14 protein-coding genes are annotated in these 21,392 nt (G+C 40.7%); 6 read left to right on the top strand and 8 right to left on the bottom strand.

The window, feature by feature from the left end:
* Positions 1-45 precede the first annotated feature (45 nt).
* The 3 genes from ACOYVE_RS06320 to ACOYVE_RS06330 are packed head-to-tail and all read left to right on the top strand — an operon-like array spanning position 46 to position 2,762.
* Positions 46-1,275, top strand: coding sequence for a mechanosensitive ion channel family protein (locus ACOYVE_RS06320; protein WP_014856269.1), 1,230 nt, complete (start codon positions 46-48; stop codon positions 1,273-1,275).
* Complete coding sequence (locus ACOYVE_RS06325; protein WP_422881296.1) at positions 1,272-2,435, top strand: thiamine pyrophosphate-dependent enzyme; 1,164 nt, start codon at positions 1,272-1,274, stop codon at positions 2,433-2,435. Before ACOYVE_RS06320 ends, ACOYVE_RS06325 begins: the two co-directional genes overlap by 4 nt.
* Before the next feature lie 3 nt (positions 2,436-2,438).
* A complete protein-coding gene (locus tag ACOYVE_RS06330) occupies positions 2,439-2,762 on the top strand; it encodes a cupin domain-containing protein (protein ID WP_014856268.1) in 324 nt (107 codons plus the stop codon).
* A gap of 63 nt (positions 2,763-2,825) precedes the next feature.
* Here ACOYVE_RS06330 and ACOYVE_RS06335 read toward each other — a convergent pair whose 3' ends face one another.
* The 7 genes from ACOYVE_RS06335 to ACOYVE_RS06365 form a co-directional block, all read right to left on the bottom strand.
* On the bottom strand, positions 2,826-3,098 hold the full coding sequence (locus ACOYVE_RS06335; protein WP_014856267.1) for a co-chaperone GroES: 273 nt from the start codon (positions 3,096-3,098) through the stop codon (positions 2,826-2,828).
* A 13-nt stretch (positions 3,099-3,111) separates the two neighbouring features.
* Positions 3,112-3,360: a glutaredoxin family protein gene (locus tag ACOYVE_RS06340; protein WP_014856266.1), complete on the bottom strand. Its 249-nt coding sequence runs from the start codon at positions 3,358-3,360 to the stop codon at positions 3,112-3,114.
* A gap of 70 nt (positions 3,361-3,430) precedes the next feature.
* Positions 3,431-5,326, bottom strand: coding sequence for a sodium:solute symporter family protein (locus ACOYVE_RS06345; RefSeq protein ID WP_422881298.1), 1,896 nt, complete (start codon positions 5,324-5,326; stop codon positions 3,431-3,433).
* Between the two features lie 9 nt (positions 5,327-5,335).
* Complete coding sequence (locus ACOYVE_RS06350; RefSeq protein WP_422881299.1) at positions 5,336-6,517, bottom strand: ROK family protein; 1,182 nt, start codon at positions 6,515-6,517, stop codon at positions 5,336-5,338.
* 60 nt (positions 6,518-6,577) lie between these two features.
* The gene (locus ACOYVE_RS06355; protein ID WP_014856263.1) at positions 6,578-9,517 is read right to left on the bottom strand and encodes a GH92 family glycosyl hydrolase; all 2,940 of its coding nucleotides are present in this window, start codon (positions 9,515-9,517) and stop codon (positions 6,578-6,580) included.
* Between the two features lie 8 nt (positions 9,518-9,525).
* Entirely contained in the window at positions 9,526-12,042 is a 2,517-nt protein-coding gene (locus ACOYVE_RS06360; protein ID WP_422881301.1) for a prolyl oligopeptidase family serine peptidase, read from the bottom strand.
* 15 nt (positions 12,043-12,057) lie between these two features.
* Positions 12,058-13,992, bottom strand: a complete 1,935-nt coding sequence (locus ACOYVE_RS06365; RefSeq protein WP_014856261.1) for a sodium:solute symporter family protein — start codon at positions 13,990-13,992, stop codon at positions 12,058-12,060.
* A 223-nt stretch (positions 13,993-14,215) separates the two neighbouring features.
* Here ACOYVE_RS06365 and ACOYVE_RS06370 point away from each other — a divergent pair, with 223 nt between their 5' ends.
* The 3 genes from ACOYVE_RS06370 to ACOYVE_RS06380 are packed head-to-tail and all read left to right on the top strand — an operon-like array spanning position 14,216 to position 20,103.
* Positions 14,216-16,453 (top strand): family 20 glycosylhydrolase, encoded by a 2,238-nt coding sequence (locus ACOYVE_RS06370; protein WP_014856260.1) that lies wholly within the window; start codon positions 14,216-14,218, stop codon positions 16,451-16,453.
* Between the two features lie 16 nt (positions 16,454-16,469).
* Positions 16,470-17,894 carry an alpha-L-fucosidase gene (locus ACOYVE_RS06375; protein ID WP_014856259.1) on the top strand — a complete coding sequence of 475 codons (1,425 nt, stop codon included), beginning with the start codon at positions 16,470-16,472 and terminating at the stop codon, positions 17,892-17,894.
* Position 17,895: 1 nt separating this feature from the next.
* Positions 17,896-20,103, top strand: a complete 2,208-nt coding sequence (locus tag ACOYVE_RS06380; RefSeq protein ID WP_014856258.1) for an alpha-L-fucosidase — start codon at positions 17,896-17,898, stop codon at positions 20,101-20,103.
* Here ACOYVE_RS06380 and fucP read toward each other — a convergent pair.
* On the bottom strand, positions 20,090-21,388 hold the full coding sequence (gene fucP, locus ACOYVE_RS06385; protein ID WP_014856257.1) for an L-fucose:H+ symporter permease: 1,299 nt from the start codon (positions 21,386-21,388) through the stop codon (positions 20,090-20,092). The genes ACOYVE_RS06380 and fucP overlap by 14 nt on opposite strands.
* Positions 21,389-21,392: the final 4 nt, after the last annotated feature.

Consider the following 21,392-nt stretch of genomic DNA (forward strand, 5'->3'; position numbering starts at 1 on the left):
AATAAAACTATTATTTTATTAATTTTGTAATAAAAAGAGACGGATATGAAGGATAGCATAGAAAAACTGATGGAAGAATATCCAATTGTAGCCGAGAACATAAAATTTCTCGGTATTCTTCTGCTTGCGGTTATTGCATACTTTTTGACCAAAAACATACTACTAAGATTAATTAAAAAATTCGTGCGGCACACAAAAACCGAACTCGACGATATACTTCTGCACGACCGGGTTCTTAAAAACGTTTCTTATATAGCTCCGCTAATAATAATAAAACTGTTCGCGTATACAATTCCTTCGATTGAAAATTTCATTCACGTTGTTATTAATGCGCTCATTGTACTCTTAATAATCTTTACGATAAGCGGATTTTTGACGGGTTTCACTGAAGTATTGAGCCGGATGGAAAAGTTCAAAGAAAAGCCCGTTAAAGGATATATACAGGTAGTCAAAATAATCGTATACATTTTCGGCGGAGTAATTTTCATATCCACATTACTGGGCGAATCCCCCTGGGCTTTGCTAGGAGGATTGAGCGCTTTAACTGCGGTGCTGGTACTGGTTTTCAGAGACACAATCCTTTCGTTCGTTGCAAGCGTTCAGATTTCCTCGTACGACCTTGTTAAAGTCGGCGACTGGATTGAAGTTCCCAAATACGGAGCGGACGGAGATGTGATCGATATTTCTCTGAATGTGATCAAAATCCAAAACTGGGACAAAACCATTACGGTAATTCCCACTTATAAATTGATCGAAGATTCCTTTAAGAATTGGAGAGGAATGACTCTCTCAGGCGGCAGAAGAATTAAAAGATCGGTTTATATCGATCAATCGAGCATTAAATTCTGCACCGAAGAAATGATAGCAAAATTCGAACGTATTCAATTATTGAAAGATTATATAAAGAATAAACGAGAAGAAATTAAAAAATATAACGAAGAACGCAACATTGACGATTCGGTTCTCGTCAACGGCAGAAGAATGACTAACGTAGGTACTTTCAGGGCATATCTCAAAGAATATCTTCTTCAACGAGAAGATATCAATAAAGATATGACGTTCCTTGTCAGGCATTTACCGCCGGGACCTCAAGGTTTGCCGATTGAAATTTATGTTTTCACAAAAACAACCAACTGGAATGAATACGAAGAAATTCAATCGAATATATTCGATCACATACTTGCCGTTATCCCTCAATTCGAACTGAGAGTGTTTCAAAATCCGACCGGACACGATATTAAAGAAGCGGTAAATTCATTAAAAGAATTGAAATGATTAACCAACCGATCCATAAAGCTCTCGGACAAGCGCTCAACGACAACGGCGTTGAAGTAGTCACTTTTGTGCCCGGATACGGAGCTTCAGAAACTTTCGTATCGTATAATGAAATTGCCGGCAGAATAGGCAAAATCTCTTATCACGAAGAAGTGGCATATACAATTGCGCACGGCGCGGCAATTACGGGAAAGCGCGCCGCAATTCTTTGCAAAGCGCACGGCGTTATGAAAGCCGCTAATAGCATAACCGATTCTCTCTATACAACTCCCGCAGCGGGTCTGGTTTTATTCGTGTTCGAAGATCATACGGGAAAACATTCCGACAATATTCTCGATATACATCCGTTTCTCAAATCAATAAAAATTCCGGTCGTTAAAACCGATAAGACAAAAATTTACGACGACGTAAATGCAGCTTATCAACTTTCGGAAAAAACAAAACTACCGACTGCCCTGCTTATTGACGCAATGTCGATTAACGAATCGACAGCATTTCAACCGCGCCCGGACTTAAAAAAGAATTTTTCATATAAAAGGAATATTTATTTCCACGTTGTTCATCCCCTGCTTGCGGAATTTCAGTATAAGGTTTTAACTACAAAGACAGAAGGGGGAAACCTCGAAGCGGTATCGCGTCCCGATTTACCGGTCGTGCCGGAAAGTTTGACTCCTAAAGTCAAAGCGGGCGCTTCGAAATACCTTTCGTTTTTCGAAGTGTTCAAAAACTTAAAAAGAGACATTACAACCGGAGACACCGGCTCGTCGAGCGCATTTGCATTCCCTCCTTATAATGCAATCGATATTGTTACCTACATGGGCGGCTCGATTCCTCTTGCACTGGGCGCTTATTTAGGAGGCTTCAAGAATGTATGGGCGTTAACCGGAGATTTCGCTTTTATATCTGCCGGACATTTGGGATTGATAGAAGCCGTTCAAAGAAATATTCCCTTAAAAATAGTAATCTTCTATAATAGAAGGGCTTCCGCAACCGGAGGACAATTAATCAACAAAAATATACTTTTCAGAATTCTCGCCGGTTACGAAAAATTTATAATACAAATCAGTAATACCGAAGACCTTTTCGAAATCGACAATGTTTTAAATGAAGCCGCCTCTTCAGACGAAATGAAAATTATAATTGTAAATTATCCCGAATAAAAGATGCCGCCCGGAGTAAAAAATTTGTACGTAAATATTCCCGGTAAAATACCCGAAGAAATTTTCGAGGATATTTTACGCGCCGACAAATTTCGGATTGAACGAATAATTTCGAAAGGACACAAAAGCAAGAAAGATTTCTGGTACGACCAAGACGAAAACGAATTAGTACTCCTTTTAAAAGGGGAGGCGCAGCTCGGTTTTGAAGACGGCAGCAAAATCGATCTGAAAGAGGGAGACTATTTAATAATACCCGCTCATTTGAAACACCGCGTCGAAAGGACATCGGAAGAAACCGAAACAATTTGGTTGGCTGTTTTTTATTAAAAAAGCGGTAAAGACTGACGAGTCGATACCGCTTTTATCAGGAAGGGAACATATGCAATTTTATTAGTCTTCTATAATGGCAAGGATGTCCGACCTTTGAATAATTTTCAGGTCTTTGCCGTCGACTGTAATATCCTCTCCGCCATATTTGGCAAAGAGAACGCGGTCGCCTTCTTTAATATTTTCCCGCAAATCCTCGTCGGTTCCCACAGCCAGAACTTTACCGACAATCGGTTTTTCTTTCGCCGTATCGGGAATAATAATACCGGACGGCGTTTTGGATTCCTCTTCGACAGGTTCGATCAATACTCTGTCGTCCATTGGTTTTACTTTCATAGAACAACTACTCCTAATCTTTTATGTTTAACAAACGGTTTATTTTAGGTTTATCGAATCCCACAACAGGACGATTATTAATTAAAATTACGGGTACGCCGGTTTGACCGGTGCGCCTCATCATGTCTCGAGCAGCGGCTTGATCCCGAGTAACGTCGATATCCTTAAAACGGATATTTTTTTCGCGGAAATATCTTTTTGCGGCATTGCAAAAACTGCATGTGGGCGTAGAGAAAATAATAACTTTGGGTTGCGCAGACATCATAAAGCATCACAATTTTGTTTTGGGGTATGATGCGTGAAGTATAAAAAGGATTCAGGCAGGGTGGGGATTATTTAATAATTTTCTCAAAGCCGATTTTTTTCAGATTATAATAAATTACTATGGCGCCTCCCAGGCTTACTAAAAGAAGCAGGAAGCCCTTAAAATAATTCTGGAAGATCAAAGCGCCCGTCCCGAATAAAAACGAATACACGACTGCAATTCCCGTCAACCAATTCACGAACAATCTTACAAAGATTCCGCCCGATTGTTTAATTCCCATTTCATCCGTAATTTTTTTCCATCCGATTCCGCCCGGCTCGGTTTTTTCGTAAAACTCAAATAACTTTTTGCGATTAACGGGTCTTGTAGAATAAGTTACAATCAACCATACTATCGTTGTAATTAAAACTATCGGGAAAAGCGACATCGGAGAAGATATCCCAAGGTAATATTTAACAAACGGATAAATAAATAACGGAGCTACCATGGCCGATATTTCCGACCATGCGTTTACCCTCCACCAATACCAACGCAGTATCAGAACAGCTCCGATTCCTGCGCTTGCATTCAATATGAATTCCCATGCTCCTGAAATTGTAGACATAAAATATTTGGTAAGCAGAAGCGAAAAAATAGTGAGAATGATAATGCTTAAGCGCGATATTATTACGTAATGTTTTTCACCGGCATCTCTTGCAATAAATCTCCTGTAAAAATCATTAATAATATACGAGGTACCCCAATTAAGCTGGGAAGCAATCGTCGACATATATGCGGCAAGAAAGACTGCAATGAGCAATCCGAGCAGACCTGCAGGCAAATATCGAACCATCAGTTTCGGATACATAATGCCCGGGTCTACCGTATTTTCATAAATTTCATACATGTTGATAAATTCGGGAGATTCTGAAAATCGAAGCGAATTTATGTTCTCGTTCGAATTATATGCCTGAACGACTTTCTCGAAAATTTCGGGATTCTGCATTTTCAGGCTTTCCAGATTATCAGTACGAGGTAAAATTACCAATGCCGCCAAAGCAACCAGAATCCACGGCCAGGGCCTTATTGCATAATGAGCTATAGTGAACCATAACGTTGCAAAAAGGCTATGCTTTTCATCCTTTGCAGACATCATACGTTGAGCTATATATCCCCCTCCGCCCGGGTCTGCGCCGGGATACCAGCTAGCCCACCATTGCAAACCGACGTAAGCGAAAAACGATCCGAGGGAAATTGAAAATATGCCGCTTACCGCTTCACCGCTACCGATTTTAGGCAAAAACGATATTACTTGCGGCGAGATTTTTTCTTTCAATTCCGACATACCGCCTACCGCAGGCAACGATACAACTATAACGGCTAATATAATACATCCGATCATTGCAAAAACAAACTGAAAGCTGTCCGTTCTTGCCGTTCCCAACAAACCGGAAGCTGCCGTGTAGATTCCGATAATAATTGCAGCTACTGAAACAAGTATAAAAGGATCGAACTGAGGAAACACCACAGTAAATATTTTTTCCATCGCTTTATGCACCCAGCCGAGCACTATAATATTCATAAAAAATCCGAGGTATAGAGCTTTAAACCCCCTCAGAGCTGCGGCGGCTTTGCCATCATACCGGAGTTCGATAAATTCCACATCTGTCATTATATGCGCGCGACGCCACAGGCGAGCAAAAAAGAAGACGGTCAACATACTGCCGATAGCCATATTCCACCAAATCCAGTTGCCCGATATACCGTTTTTAGCTACTAATTCGGTAACGGCCAGTGGAGTATCGGCTGCAAAGGTAGTGGCAACCATTGCCGTGCCCGCGATATACCACGGTAGATTTCTGCCGGAAAGAAAAAACTCGCCTGTATTCTTTCCTGCCTTTCTGGAATAATAAAATGCGATTGAAAATACTATCAGAAAATAAATCAAAATAATTGCTATGTCGGCAATATTTAAAGTATGCATCGATTGACGTTATTGTTTAACAACCGGGAGTTTGAAAAAATTCTCCAATACAAGTGATGCAGCTCCCACGGCTACTGAGAATTGATGATACCTGTCTACAACTATATCGAGCACATTGCTTGTTATAGAGATCACCCTCATTTCTATCTCTTTTCGAACGGAGTCCACAATGATTTCCTCTAGTTCCGAAACTACGCCTGTGAGTATAAGCATGTCAGGATTCAACAGCGAAACCGCTGGAGCTATTGTTTGTCCCACAATACTGCCAATTTTCGAGAAGATCAGTCTGGCAATTTCATCTCCTTCTTTAGCCGCTTGAAGCACCAACTCGATATCAATCGAGTCAAACGAATTCATATAATTTTTCAGTATTTTGCCCTCGGGAAAACGGCTCCTGTATGATGCCAATATTTCTTTCAGCGTAGGCAGATGCGGATATAGCTCGCCCGCGCAATACGACGAGCCTCTGTATAATTCGCCGTTTATTACAATCCCAATTCCAAGACCGCTTACATGCTTATCGATCTCAATCAGAATTGTCAAATAATTTTTTCTTGCTTTAACGTTGTTTTTCCATTTGTATCCAACGGCAACCGCGTTTGCATTGTTTTCCAGTAATATCTTAAAGGGAAATACATTCAGTTTTTCGAGCAGATTAAAGTTCAGATCGGGTAGAATACTCGACATAACAACCACCCCTCTACGGCAATCGACAATACCGGCGAACGCTATACCGACGCCGAGTATTTTTGAATGTTCGAGTTTATTATCATCTATGGCGAGATTTATGGCGGTTATGATGCCATCCGCCAACTCATCGACAGTATTGACAGTATCTATTTTAATATTTCGTTTATAAATCAGTTCTCCTTTGAAATTGAGAACAACCAGAGACATCTCGCCTACTTCGATGTCTAATCCTATTACATAAGCGGCGTCTTTATTGAGAGTCCACATATACGGCTTTTTTCCGCCCTTACTCGTCGAATCTCCTTTCCCATAGAAAAGGACAAAAGATTTAGCCGATAGTTCTTTTAAGATATTGAATATGGTCGAAGGTCTCATGCCGGTAATTTTTGCCAGATCGGAACTGGCAATTATTTCATTTTCCTGAATTAATTTCAGAACAAGCTGCTCGTTAATGTCCTTGACTACTCTCGCATGGAACGAAATCAATTTTTTACTTCTCATTCTTTTGTTCCTATTAAATTAAACTATATAAATAATACATATTACCGCCAAATACAAGCGTCAATTAATGTTTATTTCGTCGACAAAAATCCAGGCTTTACCGCCGGCTCCGGGGTGCCACGAGGGACACACTCCTATATTTTTTCCGATAATTTTAATATACCTGGCTTCTTTATTTAAGAGTTTCGTACCGAAATGTTTAATCCCTTCAAACTTATCATACTCGGTCAGTTTATATTCCGCACTATAAACCTTCACAAAATTCTTTCCGTCGAGCGACAAATAAAATTCGACTTTTTCAGGAAGGAAAATCCACGAACCGATATTCTGAAGAAAATTTATCGATAATTCATTAATCTTTTCTGCATTTCCCAGATCAATAACGACATTCAGATTTTTTCCTTCATAGCCCTGCCACGCATCCGAATTGAAGTTTTCATTTCCTCTTATACCGTCTATCAACCCCCATTTGCCTCCTCCAGTATATGGAGGATCATACATAGTATTATAATGAATATCCCAATTGGTCGGCACTTTGTGAAATTCGGAAGTTACTACTTTACTAAATATACCGTCTTTACTCGAAACAAATTTCAGCAGGGTAGAGTTATTAACTATTATCGGTTCGTTATATAACAAGCCGTTAGTTTTAGGATCGTTGCTATCGAGGACATAATAAATTTCCGCTCCGTCGATGCTTTCCAATTCAACAACCGTCTCTCCTTTGAATACTTTTTCGCCGCTTTTAATAAACGGAATAGGAATAAATTCCAAGTCCACATAAGATTGCGGTCTGTCGACTTTATCAAATCCCCAGTTCGTAGGCTCGCCTACCATTTCAAAAACAATGTTTCCTCCATTAATTATGTCTTTATGTGTTATGTACGATGCGGCATGGTACGAACCGTTTAATTTTGCCGAGCCGATATAAATATTTCGGTCGGATAGATTTTGGGTTTTGATTACAAAGGAATTTCCGTTTTCAAGATTTATTACGGCTTTTTCAAAGTGCGGTTTGCCGATTATGTATTGATCCTGACCCGGGCAAACAGGATAAAATCCGAGACTGCTCAAAACATACCACGCCGACATCTGCCCACAATCTTCATTTCCGCTTAAGCCGTCGGGTTTATCTGTATATAACGTATTGAGGATTCTATTTACAATTTCCTGGGTTTTATACGGCTTGCCAATATAGTTATAAAGATATGCAATATGATGACTCGGTTCGTTGCCGTGAGCGTATTGTCCTATTAGTCCCGAAATATCCGGTTGATGCCGTCCTTTTAATTTCGTATCAGCATTGAAAAGTTCATCAAGTCTCTTGTCAAAGTTTTCATCTCCTCCGAATAGATCAATCAAGCCGTTCACATCGTGAGGCGCAAAGAAGCTATACTGCCATGAATTTGCCTCGGTATAATCTCTACTGACTACATACGGGTCAAAGGGAGAAACCCATTTGCCGTTTTTCTTAGGTCTGAAAAATCGCGTTACGGGGTCAAAAAGATTAACGTAGTATTTTGAACGTTCGAGATAATAACGAACGGCATCTTTATCCCCCGTTACATTGGCAACCTGCGCAATACACCAGTCATCATACGAATACTCGAGCGTTTTGGATACGCTTTCGTGCTCATGGTCTGAAGGAATATAACCCATCTCTTTGTAAGCGTTGAGTCCTCTTGCGTCGGACATTGCCGAGCGCTTCATAGCTTTTAAGGCAAGCTCATTGTTAATGCCCGGCAAATTTTTAATTATGGCATCCGCAATTACTGGTATCGAATGATAACCTATCATTGTTCCGGTTTCGTTCGACGCCAGTTCCCAGATTGGCAGTTGACCGCTTTCCTCGTATTTGCGCAACATCGAATTTATCATGTCGACATTTTCTTTGGGAGCAATTATCGTAAATAACGGATGAAGCGCTCTGAAAGTATCCCATAGAGAAAAAACCGTATAGAGAGTAAAATTTTCTTCGTGATGAATTTTACCGTCCATACCGATATAACTGCCGTCGACGTCGGAGAGAATATTCGGGCTCAGGAAAGCATGATAAAGAGCCGTATAAAATATTCTTTTTTTAGTCGCGTCCGAATCTTCAATGACAATCGAAGACAGTCGATTTTCCCATTCGGCTTCAGCCTGTTTTTTTATACTATCAAAATCCCTTTGATTAATTTCGGACTTAAGATTTTTTTCCGCCCCTTCCAGACTCGTATGTGAAATTCCGACTTTAACATATACCGGTTCGTTAGGATTGGTTCGAAAATGAAAAGCGGCTTTTACGTTTTTACCCGCAGCTTCTTTATTATTTACCGGCTTGTCGTTCTTAAAAACAGAGCGGGATTCGAAAGGCTTGGAGAAAACCGCATAGAAATAGACTGTATGATCTTTGGCCCAACCTGCCGATCTTCTGTATCCTTTAACTGTCGTATCGTTAACAACGATTAATTTTGAATCGATTACTCTGTCCTGAATTCCATGCGCAAGATCGATAAGGATATGAGAATTTTCCGATTCCGGAAAAACATATTTGTGATAGCCAGCTCTCTTTGTAACTGTCAATTCCACATTAATTTTATAGTCTTCCAAAAATACGGAATAGTACCCGGGCGAGGCTTTTTCGGATTCATGTTTAAAACGCGATCGATACCCCGAGTCGGGATCGTCTTTCGAGCCAGGTTCTAATTTCAGTTCGCCCGTTGTTGGCATAAATAAAATATCGCCGTAATCCGCGCAGCCTGTGCCGCTCAAATGAGTGTGACTGAAACCGATTAGAGAGTTATCCGAATAATGATATCCCGAGCACCAGTCCCATCCCTCGGTATCCGTATCGGGACTCAGCTGAACCATTCCGAAAGGCAACGAAGCGCCAGGATAAGTATGACCGTGCCCGTCCGTACCGACAAACGGATTCACAAAATCGGTAAGTTTGTTCTGAGCTATAACGCAAAGAGAGCTCGCGAATATTATAGCAATTAAAAACTTAAATACTTTCATAACCCATCCTAAAACTTGTTTATAAATTCACCTTTTTCTATACTCCAGTCGTTCCCGAAATACCCGATAAAGCGGACGCCCTGATCATCCGACTCGATAATTTTGCTGTCATAAACCACTAAATCGGGAAAACTCAAGTACGGATGATAAAATTGAGCGAGTTCCGCCAATTTCATTCCTTTAATACCGGCGCCGGCAACCACTGCAACGCTGGCAATGTCGCTGTCTCTTCTCGGCCGTATCATCAAACAAGATAAATCTTTGCCGTAAAAAATCTTGTCCCCGATATTAATTTTTCCTTTTTCCACATTGACAGGAGAATCTTTCAATAATTTATTCCATGCGGAATTTGTTTCCGCATTGCCGTAAAGCACAACATTTCTGTCTTTATAAACTAGAGGATCGAATTGGTCATCCTCGATTACTTCGATTGCCGCATTTCCCTGATACCATAGATACTCTGCGTCAAACCGCGCTTTTTCAAACGCCCACTTGTTCTCATCTTTAGAGCCGTGCGTGCCGTAAACAAACAAAACATTGTTATTTAAGACTTCCCTAATATTTCCTAGGCGCAAAGGATTCTTGCTTTCTGCAGCGGGTTTACCCGTAATCTCCCATACGCCGTCATTTTTACAAAGAAATAGTTTATAATCGGAAGGTATAGGAATATTCTCAATTTTCCGGCCGTCTATTTCGACCGAAACCGGAGCGCCCGGATTCAATACGGAAAGGTCGAATGCAAGATAACTTACATTTTCCGTTTTCCCTTTAATAACTCGCTTTCCGTATTCGAGCGTAAAATTAACTTTGCTGAGTTTTTGTTGTTTTTCCTGATTGATAATTTCAATCCAGAAGTATTTTGACGAGACTGCAGGATTGGCAGTTGTAAATTCGACGTTTCTAATCATATGTTTTTTTGGCGCTGAATGTCGCGCAAAAAAATCGAACATCGGCATCCAGTCAACGCAATCGGCTCCGTCTTCATCGGAATTATCCCACCAATGTCCGGCTCCTTTTTCAATATGGAATTCGTAATCTTTATGAAATTTGGAAACTATCTCCAGCATCGATTCGGCTTGAGATATCGGCACGTTGTCGTCGGCGTCGCCGTGAATGACATAGATACCGTTTTTGACGAGGTTCCTTGCAAATTCATAAGTATCGCTTTGTTTCGATGAACGAACCAGCATTTCTTTTACGTCCGACGTATCGATTAAATTTCTTATACGATAAGACCAGATGCTAATCCAGCCTGCGCTGGGCCCGATTGCGGCGAAACGATCCGGATAATTAATTCCAAGCTGCCAGGTGCCGTGACCGCCCATTGAATGTCCTGTCAAATAAACTCTTTCCCTGTCGATGTTGAATTTTTTTAACGCAATTTCCATTACTTCGAGAGCGTCTACTCTTCCCCAATTTTCCCAATTAAAACCGTAAGGCCTTCTGTTGGTGGGAGATACAATATAGCCCCAATTCTTATGTCCGTAAGAATTCGCCTGATTAATAGCTTCGACGCCTGCGCCGTGTAAGCTCAAGAATAGAGCCGGTTTGTTCTTCAAATCAATTGGCGGGTTAACAGCGTAATACTGCACGCTGCCGTCTAATTTGCTGACGAATGTTTCTCTTCGTGTTTCGTATTCGTCCACAACTTTTAGTTCTATTTGTTCTGAAAGTAAAGTTTTTTCAACGCCGGTAGATTTTTCCACAAGTTCAATATTCAGCCTAACAGCCTCCTTTTTATTTACCTCTGGAAGTTCGATTTTGAAGGGCGCTTTGTATACAGAAAGCGGATTTATTACAGGCAACTTTGAATAGGCGGGTATATTTTTAATAGCAGAATTATCCGAATAAGTTTTAATGTACAAATTATTCAGTTTACTTTTGCCTGCATTTATCAACAAAATAGCGCCGTACGACGACGCAGGCTTGTTTACAATTAAATCAGGAATGGTTAGGTCTTCTTTGCTAAAAAGGATTGGCGGGGTATTTTGGTGAATTTTAACTTTTAACGCCCCGCTTCTGTTGCACCTGAAGACCAGGTGATTAACGCCTTTTTTAATTTCTACCGGTATTAATGAATAATCGAATCTGGGCTCCCACGATTCATATGTATCCTTTGTTCTGTATGGGTTGCCGCTTCTCATTGTTCCGTTTATAAATACAAAAGAATGTCCCATAGCTTCCAGCAGAACTATTCTGTTTTTGTCGGAATTGAATTTCATATAGACATATCCGTTACGCAGTTCCGGAGCTTTGAACCAGCCGTTTTCGTCGGAGTCAATTTCTTTCCATTCTCCGATTAGCTTATCGCCTTTTTTCACTTTCTGTCCGGTTGTAGGCTCTTTCCAACTACCCGTTACAATTGACGCGACAATCGGATCGGGGGTAATTACGTTATCTCTGTAAGAATAGTCCATACTGACGGCCAATCCGTCTTTGATTAAAATAGTGTCAGACTGTTGTGCGCTCACTGTTAAAAGAGCAAGCAATAACGTTAGGACGGAAAGAAAAGCTCTGATTTTCATATTAACCCCTTTTTACTATTCATTATTGTTATTATTGACTGTTCCGTCGTCGTTGTAATCTCTTGCCATGGTTTTCAATCGGCTCATCATATCCTTAAAATCGACGGTTCCCCCAAGGATGAACCAAATTATAATTACGAACGACGCTGCAAGATTAATTTCGACGTATTTTCTCCAGAAAGCCAGCCAAACAGAATCGGGCACGTCGTATAAAAGGTTCCATATGGTTCCGATAATAAAAACCGCAACCCATGCAAATGTCCATACATAAGATACAATATAAATCAGCTTATCTCCTTTTGTAAATTCCTTACCGATACCAAGCATACGAAGCCCTTTCAGAGGTACCTCGTTAACGACAACGGTTTCGTCTTTGATAGCATATATACCGCGGTGAAGCATTTTATCCATATTGAATTCCTGACGATTACCAAATAATGAAACAAGTATATAACTGAGCGACGAAACTCCCATCGAAATCGCCCAGAAATATTGTCCGTTTATCGGGAAGTCGGGATAAATTTGCTGAAGTATTATTCCGCTTACCGCGACTGCTGAACCGATTGTAAGCGATACCCATGCAGCCGCGGTAGTGCCGTACTTCCAGTAAAGTCCTCCGATGATGACAGAGCCCGAACCGCCTACAAAAATTGCGGCGGTAATAGCAAAGTAAAGGAAGATATAATCGGTCATCGGGAAAAACAAACTGAAGAAGAAAATAAATACGCAAACGCCGAGAATTGAATAACGAAGCACTCTTAGATGTTGTTCGTGTGAAAATTTCTTTTTTCTGAAGGGCATTACAACATCCTGAATAAAAATACTGCCCCATGAATGCATATACGAACTGTTCGTTCCCACCGTCGCCATAATCATTACGGCAAGCAATGCCCCTCTCAAATAGAATGGCAGTATTTCCGAAAGCACAAGCGGCACTCGCAACTGGTTTTGAACGGCTTTGTTATCGATACCGCTCAATGTTTTTTCGACTACCGTGGCGACATTGGAAAAATCCACGTGGTGTAAAATCGTAAATGCCACAACCGGCACGAAAACATAAAAGAGCCATCGCGGTATATCTCTGAAATTAGCCAGCACTTCTCCCATTTTAGCTTCATGCGCGCTTTTGGCGGACGAATAATATCCCTGTCCTCCCTGCCACGACATTTTGCCGTAGATAATTCCGACAACATTTATCAAGAAATACCAGAAGTTAAAATCCTGCACTTCGCTCGCTTTAAATGGATTTATCAACGATGCATTTTCGGGAACCGTACTAACGGCTTGCATTATTTGATCCCAGTTGACGAAGAAAAGGCAAAATACAAGGATTGCTATAAATGTAATATTTAAGAAAACACCCTGAATAAATTCCGTAACGATTATTGCGACTTGCCCGCCCGCAAACACAAAGTAGAGGGAGACTAATAATAAGAGAGCCATTGTAACGGGAAACGTGGAAACTTCAACGCCGAGAAACTGAAAGCTCAAAGGCAGTCTGCAAAAATAAATTATAAAACGGGCGCTCACTGCGGGGAAAATACCGAAATTCAGAAGTCCGGATATAAACGCCAGTATGCCGGCATAAATCCTAAAATTTCGACTGTACCTCATTTCGAGGAACTGCGCTACGGTCAGCGCGCGAGTCTGTCTGAATCGATAGATAACCCAGCCGGTTACGGTTACAATTAAGAGTACAACCGCCATAATGAATTCCCACCAGCGCAGAACAAAACCCGCCACATAATTCATTTCCCATTGACCCACAATCGTAATTGCTCCGATTGCAGTCATTCCCTGAGAAACGGTTATCATATATCTGCCGGCGGAACGACCTGCAGATAAGAAGTCGGCAACGCTTTTTACATGTCTTTTGCTCAAATAAACGCCATAGAAAGAGAAGCTCATTACTACTGCAACTATCAACCATTCATAGAAGGATAAATCCATAAAAATCACCGTATTTTAAGATTTGGATCAAAAAGAGATTTTTATAATTTAAGGAACGATATTTCCAGAATGTTTTTATTTTACGAAAATAAACACTGTATTTAATAAAACTATTTTAACCATTTTTTTCTAAAAAGCCAAAATAATTTTAGTATTTTTTTCATTTTTTGCATATTATTGTCTATGGTATATTTTTTATAAAAAAATACAACGGAGGCAGTTTATGAAATTTTCTGCCGTTTTTTTGTTTGGAATATTGTTCACCATAGCTCCTAAATTTTATGCTCAGAGCGGTACATTGCAATCTCTAATTCCCAAACCGGAGAAAATAATTCCATCTGAGGGCAAATTTACTTTTGATAACAAAATTACAGTAAAATCAACAAGCGGCAAATTAGCCTCCTATTTTAAAAACAAAATATTCGAGTTGACAGGCATTAAACTGATGAACGACAGCTCTGCTAAAATTAAGACGATAATTTTTGAATCCGGCGTGCTGCCAAACGAAAGCGACAAGGAAGCGTATAATCTCGAGATTACTCAGTCAACTATTACTATCTCCGCTAATACGGACGAAGGGATATTCAGAGGGATTCAAACCGTCTTCCAGTTGATACCGCCCGAAATAAAAAAGAGCCGGAACGGAAAGCCGTTCGTATTACCTGCATGTAAAATAGAAGACAATCCGCGTTTTCAGTGGAGAGGCTTAAATCTCGATTGCAGCCGCCATTTTATGAGCAAAGATTTTATAAAAAGGTATATCGATATACTCGCATATTTTAAATTCAACACGCTCCACTGGCATTTTACCGACGACCAGGGTTGGAGAATAGAAATAAAGAAATATCCCAAACTAACCCAAATCGGCGCCTGGCGCAAAGAAGCAGACGGTTCGCTTTACGGCGGATATTATTCACAAGAGGATATAAAAGAAATTGTTGAGTACGCAAAAAGCAGGTATATCAATATCGTCCCCGAAATTGAGATGCCGGGACACTGCCTTGCGTCCTTGGCTTCTTATCCTGAAAATTCTTGCACAGGCGGACCCTTCGAGGTTACGAATATGTGGGGCGTTATGAAAGACGTTTACTGCGCCGGTAGGGACTCCACTTTTATATTTCTTCAAAACATTCTGGACGAAGTAATCGATTTGTTTCCCGGCAAATACATCCATATAGGAGGCGACGAAGTTCCGAAGGACAGATGGAAAGAATGTCCCAGATGCCAGGAAAGAATCAAGACGGAAGGTTTGAAAGACGAGAAGGAACTGCAAAGTTATTTCATAAAACGGATTGTCAATTACCTTGAATCGAAAGGGAAAACAGCAATTGGTTGGGATGAAATTCTCGAGGGAGGACTCGCTCCCGGAGTAATCGTTCAATCGTGGCAGGGACACGACGGCGCAATTGCGGCGGCTCGTCAAAAACATTATACAATATGTTCCCCTACTTCCCATACTTATCTGAATTACGATCCTGATAACCTCGACCTTAAAATAGCCTACTCTTTCGAACCGGTTCCAGTGGAATTGAATGAAGAGGAAGCCGTTTACGTCATAGGAAGCGAAGCAAATTTATGGACTGAACATTGTCCTCAAGAAAAAGTAGACTCTCAACTCTTCCCGCGTATTCTTGCTCTCTCCGAAGTTTTCTGGACAACGGGATCGAAAGACTATGATGAATTCTATAGTCGCCTCAAAAACAAATACGAAGATCTGACTTCGCTAGGAATCAAATACGGAAGAGAATCGAAACTAATCACATATAAAGTCGAACACAACACAGATCCCCAACAATATATTGTTACATTCGATATTCATCAGGAAGGCGTTAACCTCCGTTACACTCTGGACGGAACAACGCCCACATACAAATCGGAAATTTATACCCAACCGATTGTCGTCAACAACACCAGCAAGCTCGTAGCGGCTGCTTTCAGAGATACTTTTTTCCTGAATAAAAAAATTAACTTTGATTTTATTTTTCATAAAGCCGTCGGCAGCGACATCAAAATTATCAATGAATATAGCTTACATTACAGAGCTAACGGAGATAACTCATTAGTAGACGGCATACGCGGCACCGACGATTTTCACGACGGTATGTGGCAGGGATATCAAGGCGTCGATTTCGAAGCGGTTATCGATTTAGGTTCCGAAAAAGAAATTTCGAGAGTAGTGCCGCGATTTATATTAAACTCCAACTCCTGGGTATTCCTTCCTAAAAAAGTGGTAATTTCCATATCGAAGGACGGAAGTAAATTTTCAGATGAAAAAGTTATTGCGAACGACGTACCTCAAAAAAATTCCGAAATAATAATAAAAGAATTCGGAGCGGATTTTATCGCATCCAAAGCTCGCTACATAAAAGTATTCGCCGAAAGCATTAAAGTATGTCCCGAATGGCATCCGGGAGCAGGCCATAAAGCCTGGCTGTTTATCGATGAAATCGTAGTTGAATAAACCGGAGAGGAATGAGATGGCTAAAGAAGATAAGAAACCGTTGCATGCAGGAGCCGTCGAAATTGACGAAGCTCTAAAAGTTTACTATCCCGAAACCGACGAACGGGTGCTTAAAAAATTGAATGTATGGCAGAGTCTAAAATTCGGGCTGTTGATGCACTGGGCTCCGTCGAGCCAATGGGGTATTGTGGAATCCTGGTCTCTGTGTTCCGAAGATGAGGAGTGGTGTAAACGAAATATCGAAGATTACTGCGAATACAAAAGGCTTTATGAAAATCTTATTACCACTTTCAATCCGGTTGAATTCAATCCCGAGAAATGGGCGGATGCAGCGCTAGCTGCGGGTATGAAATATTTTATTTTTACAACCAAGCATCACGACGGCTTTTGCATGTACGACAGCAATTATACGGATTACAAAATTACGGGAGAACGTTGCCCGTTCAGGCACAATCCTAACGCAAATATTACAAAAGCGCTTTTTGATTCCTTCAGACATCGCAATTTTATGATCGGCGCATATTTTTCCAAACCAGATTGGCATTCCGACTATTACTGGTGGAGACGTTTTGCCACTCCCGACAGAAACGTTAATTACGACATTCGGAAATATCCGGAAAGATGGAATAAATTCGTAGAGTTTACGCACAATCAAATTATGGAATTGATGACGGACTACGGAAGCATCGATATACTTTGGCTCGACGGCTGTTGGGTACGGAGTTACACGGAAGAAGAATTGGAAGCTGAACGTAAGAAAGCTAATTTCAATATCTATCGAATTCAAAACCAGGATATAAAAATGCCCTTGCTGGCTAAAAAAGCGAGGGAAAAACAACCGGGATTGATAATTGTCGATAGAGCAGTACCCGGCCCGTATCAAAATTACCTGACGCCCGAAAATCAAATCCCGGAAAACACTCTCCCCTATCCGTGGGAAACTTGTATGCCGATAACGCCTTCCTGGTCTTACGAACCGGGATTGAAATATAAATCGTCGAGGGAAATAATTCATTTACTGATCGATATAGTTTCGAAGGGGGGCAATTTATTATTGAACATTGCGCCAACTCCCGAAGGAGACTGGGAACCGGAAGCATATGAACGATTAAAAGATATCGGAAAGTGGATGAAAATAAACGGAGAAGCAATTTACGATTCGGAACCCGTTTTTCCTTATAAACAAAACCAGCTTTCTTATACGAGGAATAAAAGCAACTTCTACGCCTTCTACAGAATAAAGGAGGATGAAAATTTATTACCGAAGGAAATTAATATTACAATTCCGGAAATAAAAGACGAACCGGTTATTACCGTTCAGGGGAATGACGCTATTCTTCAATGCAAACGCGACGGAGAAAAAATTATCATTATAATTCCCGAAGAATTGCGTAAGGTAAAAAAGGATCAATATACTTTTACAATGAAAATAAGGACGTAATATGACAAAGAAATTTTTATTTGCCTTTTTATGTCCTTTGATTGTTTTTTCACAAACAAAAAGCAACATTGTATTTATTGATCCGGACGATACGCCCGCGGAGATAATTCGTAAAGCGGCAAATGTAATCCCTGCATGGCGCCAGTACGACTGGCAAAAATTGGAGCTTACAGCGTTCATCCATTTCGGTATGAATACATTTATGAACCTGGAATGGGGACGAAAAGACTTTGATTTATCGGTTTTCAATCCATCCGGAATCGATACCGATCAGTGGGCAAGAATTTTAAAAGAAGCCGGCTTTAAGCTGATTATCCTTACCGCCAAACACCACGACGGATTTTGTTTGTGGCCAAGCAGGTATACCGATTACGACATTGAGAATACTCCCTATAAAAACGGCAAGGGGGATATTGTAAAAGAATTATCGGAATCCTGCCGGAAAGAAGGAATTAAATTCGGAATATATCTGTCTCCGTGGGACATGCACGAAAAAACTTACGGCTCGGATGCTTATAACGAATATTTCAGAAATCAATTAAAAGAATTATTGACAAACTACGGGGAAATAGCCGAAGTATGGTTCGACGGCGCATGCGGAGAAGGCCCGAGCGGCAAAAAGCAAATTTATGACTGGAATTCTTATTATGAACTGATTCGAGAACTCCAGCCGGATTGCATTATTGCCAATATGGGACCAGATGTAAGGTGGGTGGGCACAGAATCCGGTTACGGAAGAAAGACCGAATGGAGCGTGCTTCCCGGAAACATCATGGATACGGAGTTGATAGCCGCTTCTTCACAGCAAAAAAGATTGGATAATGCATTTATTCCCCGCGACCTGACTGAAGAAGACCTCGGAAGCAGGGAAAAAATTTTGAAAGCAAAATCCCTCATCTGGTATCCGGCAGAGATAGACGTGTCTATCCGCCCCAGATGGTTCTACCACAAAGAAGACGACAACTTTGTTAAATCCCCCGAAAAACTCTTTGATATCTATCTTAATTCCGTAGGACTCAACGGAGTATTACTTTTAAATGTTCCGCCTAATAAAGATGGTTTAATCGTTGACCAAGACATAAAGAGTTTAATAGGCTTCAAATACCTGATTGAAAATACATTCGGTCGAAATCTTGCGACGGGCAAAGTTACATTTGTTTCATCCGAAAGAGAAGGCAACAGCGCGGCTTTAATATTGGATAACGACTACGAAACTTATTGGACTACATACGGCTCGGATTCAACAGCGGTTATTGAAATTTCACTTGATACGATTAGGACTTTCAACTGCGCAATGCTGCAGGAGAATATTCTGGAAGGTCAAAGGATCGAAAAATTTTCTCTTGAATTCTGGAGACATAATCAATGGAAAAAGTTTGCAACCGGCACAACGATAGGATATAAAAGGCTCTTCAAATTCGACCCGGTTACTACTTCAAGGGTAAGAATAATCATAGAGCAATGCAGAACAAATCCCACTTTGTCTTCATTCGGTCTGTATATCACTCCCCCGTCGCTCTCTTTTTCGCCAGGGGACACTACATTCAGGGATACGCTTGCGATTAAGATAAATTGCGACATTCCGGACTCGAAGATATATTACACGCTTGACGGTTCGCTGCCCGACAGCAATTCTACTCTTTACGACGGGGAAATTATTATCGACTCCTCAACGACAATTACGGCGGTGGCATTCTCCGGCGACGGTAAAAAAGGATTGCCGGTTAGCGTTGATTATTACAAAGCGAAATATGAAATAATCTCCTTAACGAAATATTCCCAAGCTTATTCCGGAGGGGGTAAATATGCGCTAGTAAACGGCGTTAGAGGAAGTTCTTATTTCAAAGACGGTAATTGGCAGGGTTATCACGGCAACGACCTTGTTGCTGTGCTCGATTTAAAGGAATACAAAAGGATTAGAAAAATATCAGCAGGTTTTCTGAAAGATATTAACGCATATATATTTTTTCCGGACTCTGTTACTTTTTATACATCCGAAGACGGAATAAATTTCAATAAACTTGGCAGTAAAAAAACTGTCGATACAAACGAGAATAACGCTGAAATTCAATCCGTCAGCATTAATGCAAACGGAATTAATTGCAGATATATAAAAATCGAAGCGAAAAATATCGGAGTCTGTCCCGAATGGCACGTCGGAAAAGGCGCCAAAGCCTGGTTATTTGCAGACGAAATTACCGTTGAATAGCTATTTTCTTATGTCGCTTGATGACATATAGTCCGTAATAAAAAATAACTATAAAACAAAACAAAGGAATAATATAAGCGAGATTGATATTAGACGTCAAATCGGATACCAAACCCTGCAAAGCGGTTAATATAGCGCCTCCGAGAATTGCCATAATAAGTCCGGAACTTGCAATTTGAGTATCGCTGTTTAATCCTTCCACTGCAAGTCCGAATATCGTCGGAAACATCAAGGACATACAAGCGGAGATCGATACGAGGGCAATAACGCCTGCATATCCTCCGGAAACGATCACCGCAATCGTGAGAACAGTCGCTATTCCGGATAAATACGCGAGTAATTTCCCCGGTGAAATATATTTCATCAAAACCGTACAGATGAATCGAAATAATGCAAAGAGCGCCAAAGAAATTAGATAGTAAGTGGCAGCATTTTTTTCGTTCAGTTCCAATTGTTTCATTACATAACGTATTGTAAAAGACCATACTCCAATCTGAGCGCCCACATAGAAGAATTGCGCTGAAACGCCCAGCAAATAATTCTTATTTCTCAGTAATCTTTTTAAAGTTTGTTTTACATCCACATGCCCCGATTCGTCCTTTGCTCGCGGCATTTTAGTGAAAGCTATAAGAATCCACAAAAATAAAAGTATTATAGCAACTCCTACATAGGGACCCATAACGGCGGACAATTCAGCCGATTGGATTTTTTTAAGTTGCTCCGGAGCCATGGACAAACGCTCGACATCCGTAGCGCTGTTCAAATGCGATAGAATAAATAGCTGGCTGATAATTACTCCGGCAATCGAACCGATCGGATTAAACGATTGCGCAAGATTTAACCTTCGAGTGGCTGTAGAAGCGTCGCCCATAGCTATAACATAGGGATTGGCTGAGGTTTCCAGAATAGATAACCCTCCGGCTAATATATAGAGCGCCAGCAGAAAGTGAAAGTAATTCATCGTTTTGCTGGCAGGATAAAAAAGCAAGGCGCCTGTTATAAACAAACCCAATCCGAGCAATACCCCGGCTTTATAAGTGAATTTCTTTATGAAAATTGCAGCCGGCAAAGCCAGACAAAAATACGAACCGTAAAATGCTATCTGTATCCAGGAAGTCTGAAAATCCGACAGGCTCATAATTCTTTTAAATGCCGCCAGCAAAGTGTCGGTCATATTGTTTGCCAGTCCCCACCAGGCAAAACAGCTGGTTATCAGAATAAATGGGATTAAATGTTTACGCTGTACAATGGGAGAACGGATTTTACTTTTACTTTCGCCGTTCATAATT

This window comes from Melioribacter sp., from assembly GCF_049325435.1.
GTDB classification, from domain to species: Bacteria; Bacteroidota; Ignavibacteria; order Ignavibacteriales; family Melioribacteraceae; genus Melioribacter; species Melioribacter roseus.

Bases quoted from the DNA above. Each gene is read 5' to 3' on its own strand.
- ACOYVE_RS06320 (WP_014856269.1), top strand. From the start codon at position 46: ATGAAGGATAGCATAGAAAAACTGATGGAAGAATATCCAATTGTAGCC.
- ACOYVE_RS06325 (WP_422881296.1), top strand. From the start codon at position 1,272: ATGATTAACCAACCGATCCATAAAGCTCTCGGACAAGCGCTCAACGAC.
- ACOYVE_RS06330 (WP_014856268.1), top strand. From the start codon at position 2,439: ATGCCGCCCGGAGTAAAAAATTTGTACGTAAATATTCCCGGTAAAATA.
- ACOYVE_RS06335 (WP_014856267.1), bottom strand. From the start codon at position 3,098: ATGAAAGTAAAACCAATGGACGACAGAGTATTGATCGAACCTGTCGAA.
- ACOYVE_RS06340 (WP_014856266.1), bottom strand. From the start codon at position 3,360: ATGTCTGCGCAACCCAAAGTTATTATTTTCTCTACGCCCACATGCAGT.
- ACOYVE_RS06345 (WP_422881298.1), bottom strand. From the start codon at position 5,326: ATGCATACTTTAAATATTGCCGACATAGCAATTATTTTGATTTATTTT.
- ACOYVE_RS06350 (WP_422881299.1), bottom strand. From the start codon at position 6,517: ATGAGAAGTAAAAAATTGATTTCGTTCCATGCGAGAGTAGTCAAGGAC.
- ACOYVE_RS06355 (WP_014856263.1), bottom strand. From the start codon at position 9,517: ATGAAAGTATTTAAGTTTTTAATTGCTATAATATTCGCGAGCTCTCTT.
- ACOYVE_RS06360 (WP_422881301.1), bottom strand. From the start codon at position 12,042: ATGAAAATCAGAGCTTTTCTTTCCGTCCTAACGTTATTGCTTGCTCTT.
- ACOYVE_RS06365 (WP_014856261.1), bottom strand. From the start codon at position 13,992: ATGGATTTATCCTTCTATGAATGGTTGATAGTTGCAGTAGTAATGAGC.
- ACOYVE_RS06370 (WP_014856260.1), top strand. From the start codon at position 14,216: ATGAAATTTTCTGCCGTTTTTTTGTTTGGAATATTGTTCACCATAGCT.
- ACOYVE_RS06375 (WP_014856259.1), top strand. From the start codon at position 16,470: ATGGCTAAAGAAGATAAGAAACCGTTGCATGCAGGAGCCGTCGAAATT.
- ACOYVE_RS06380 (WP_014856258.1), top strand. From the start codon at position 17,896: ATGACAAAGAAATTTTTATTTGCCTTTTTATGTCCTTTGATTGTTTTT.
- fucP (WP_014856257.1), bottom strand. From the start codon at position 21,388: ATGAACGGCGAAAGTAAAAGTAAAATCCGTTCTCCCATTGTACAGCGT.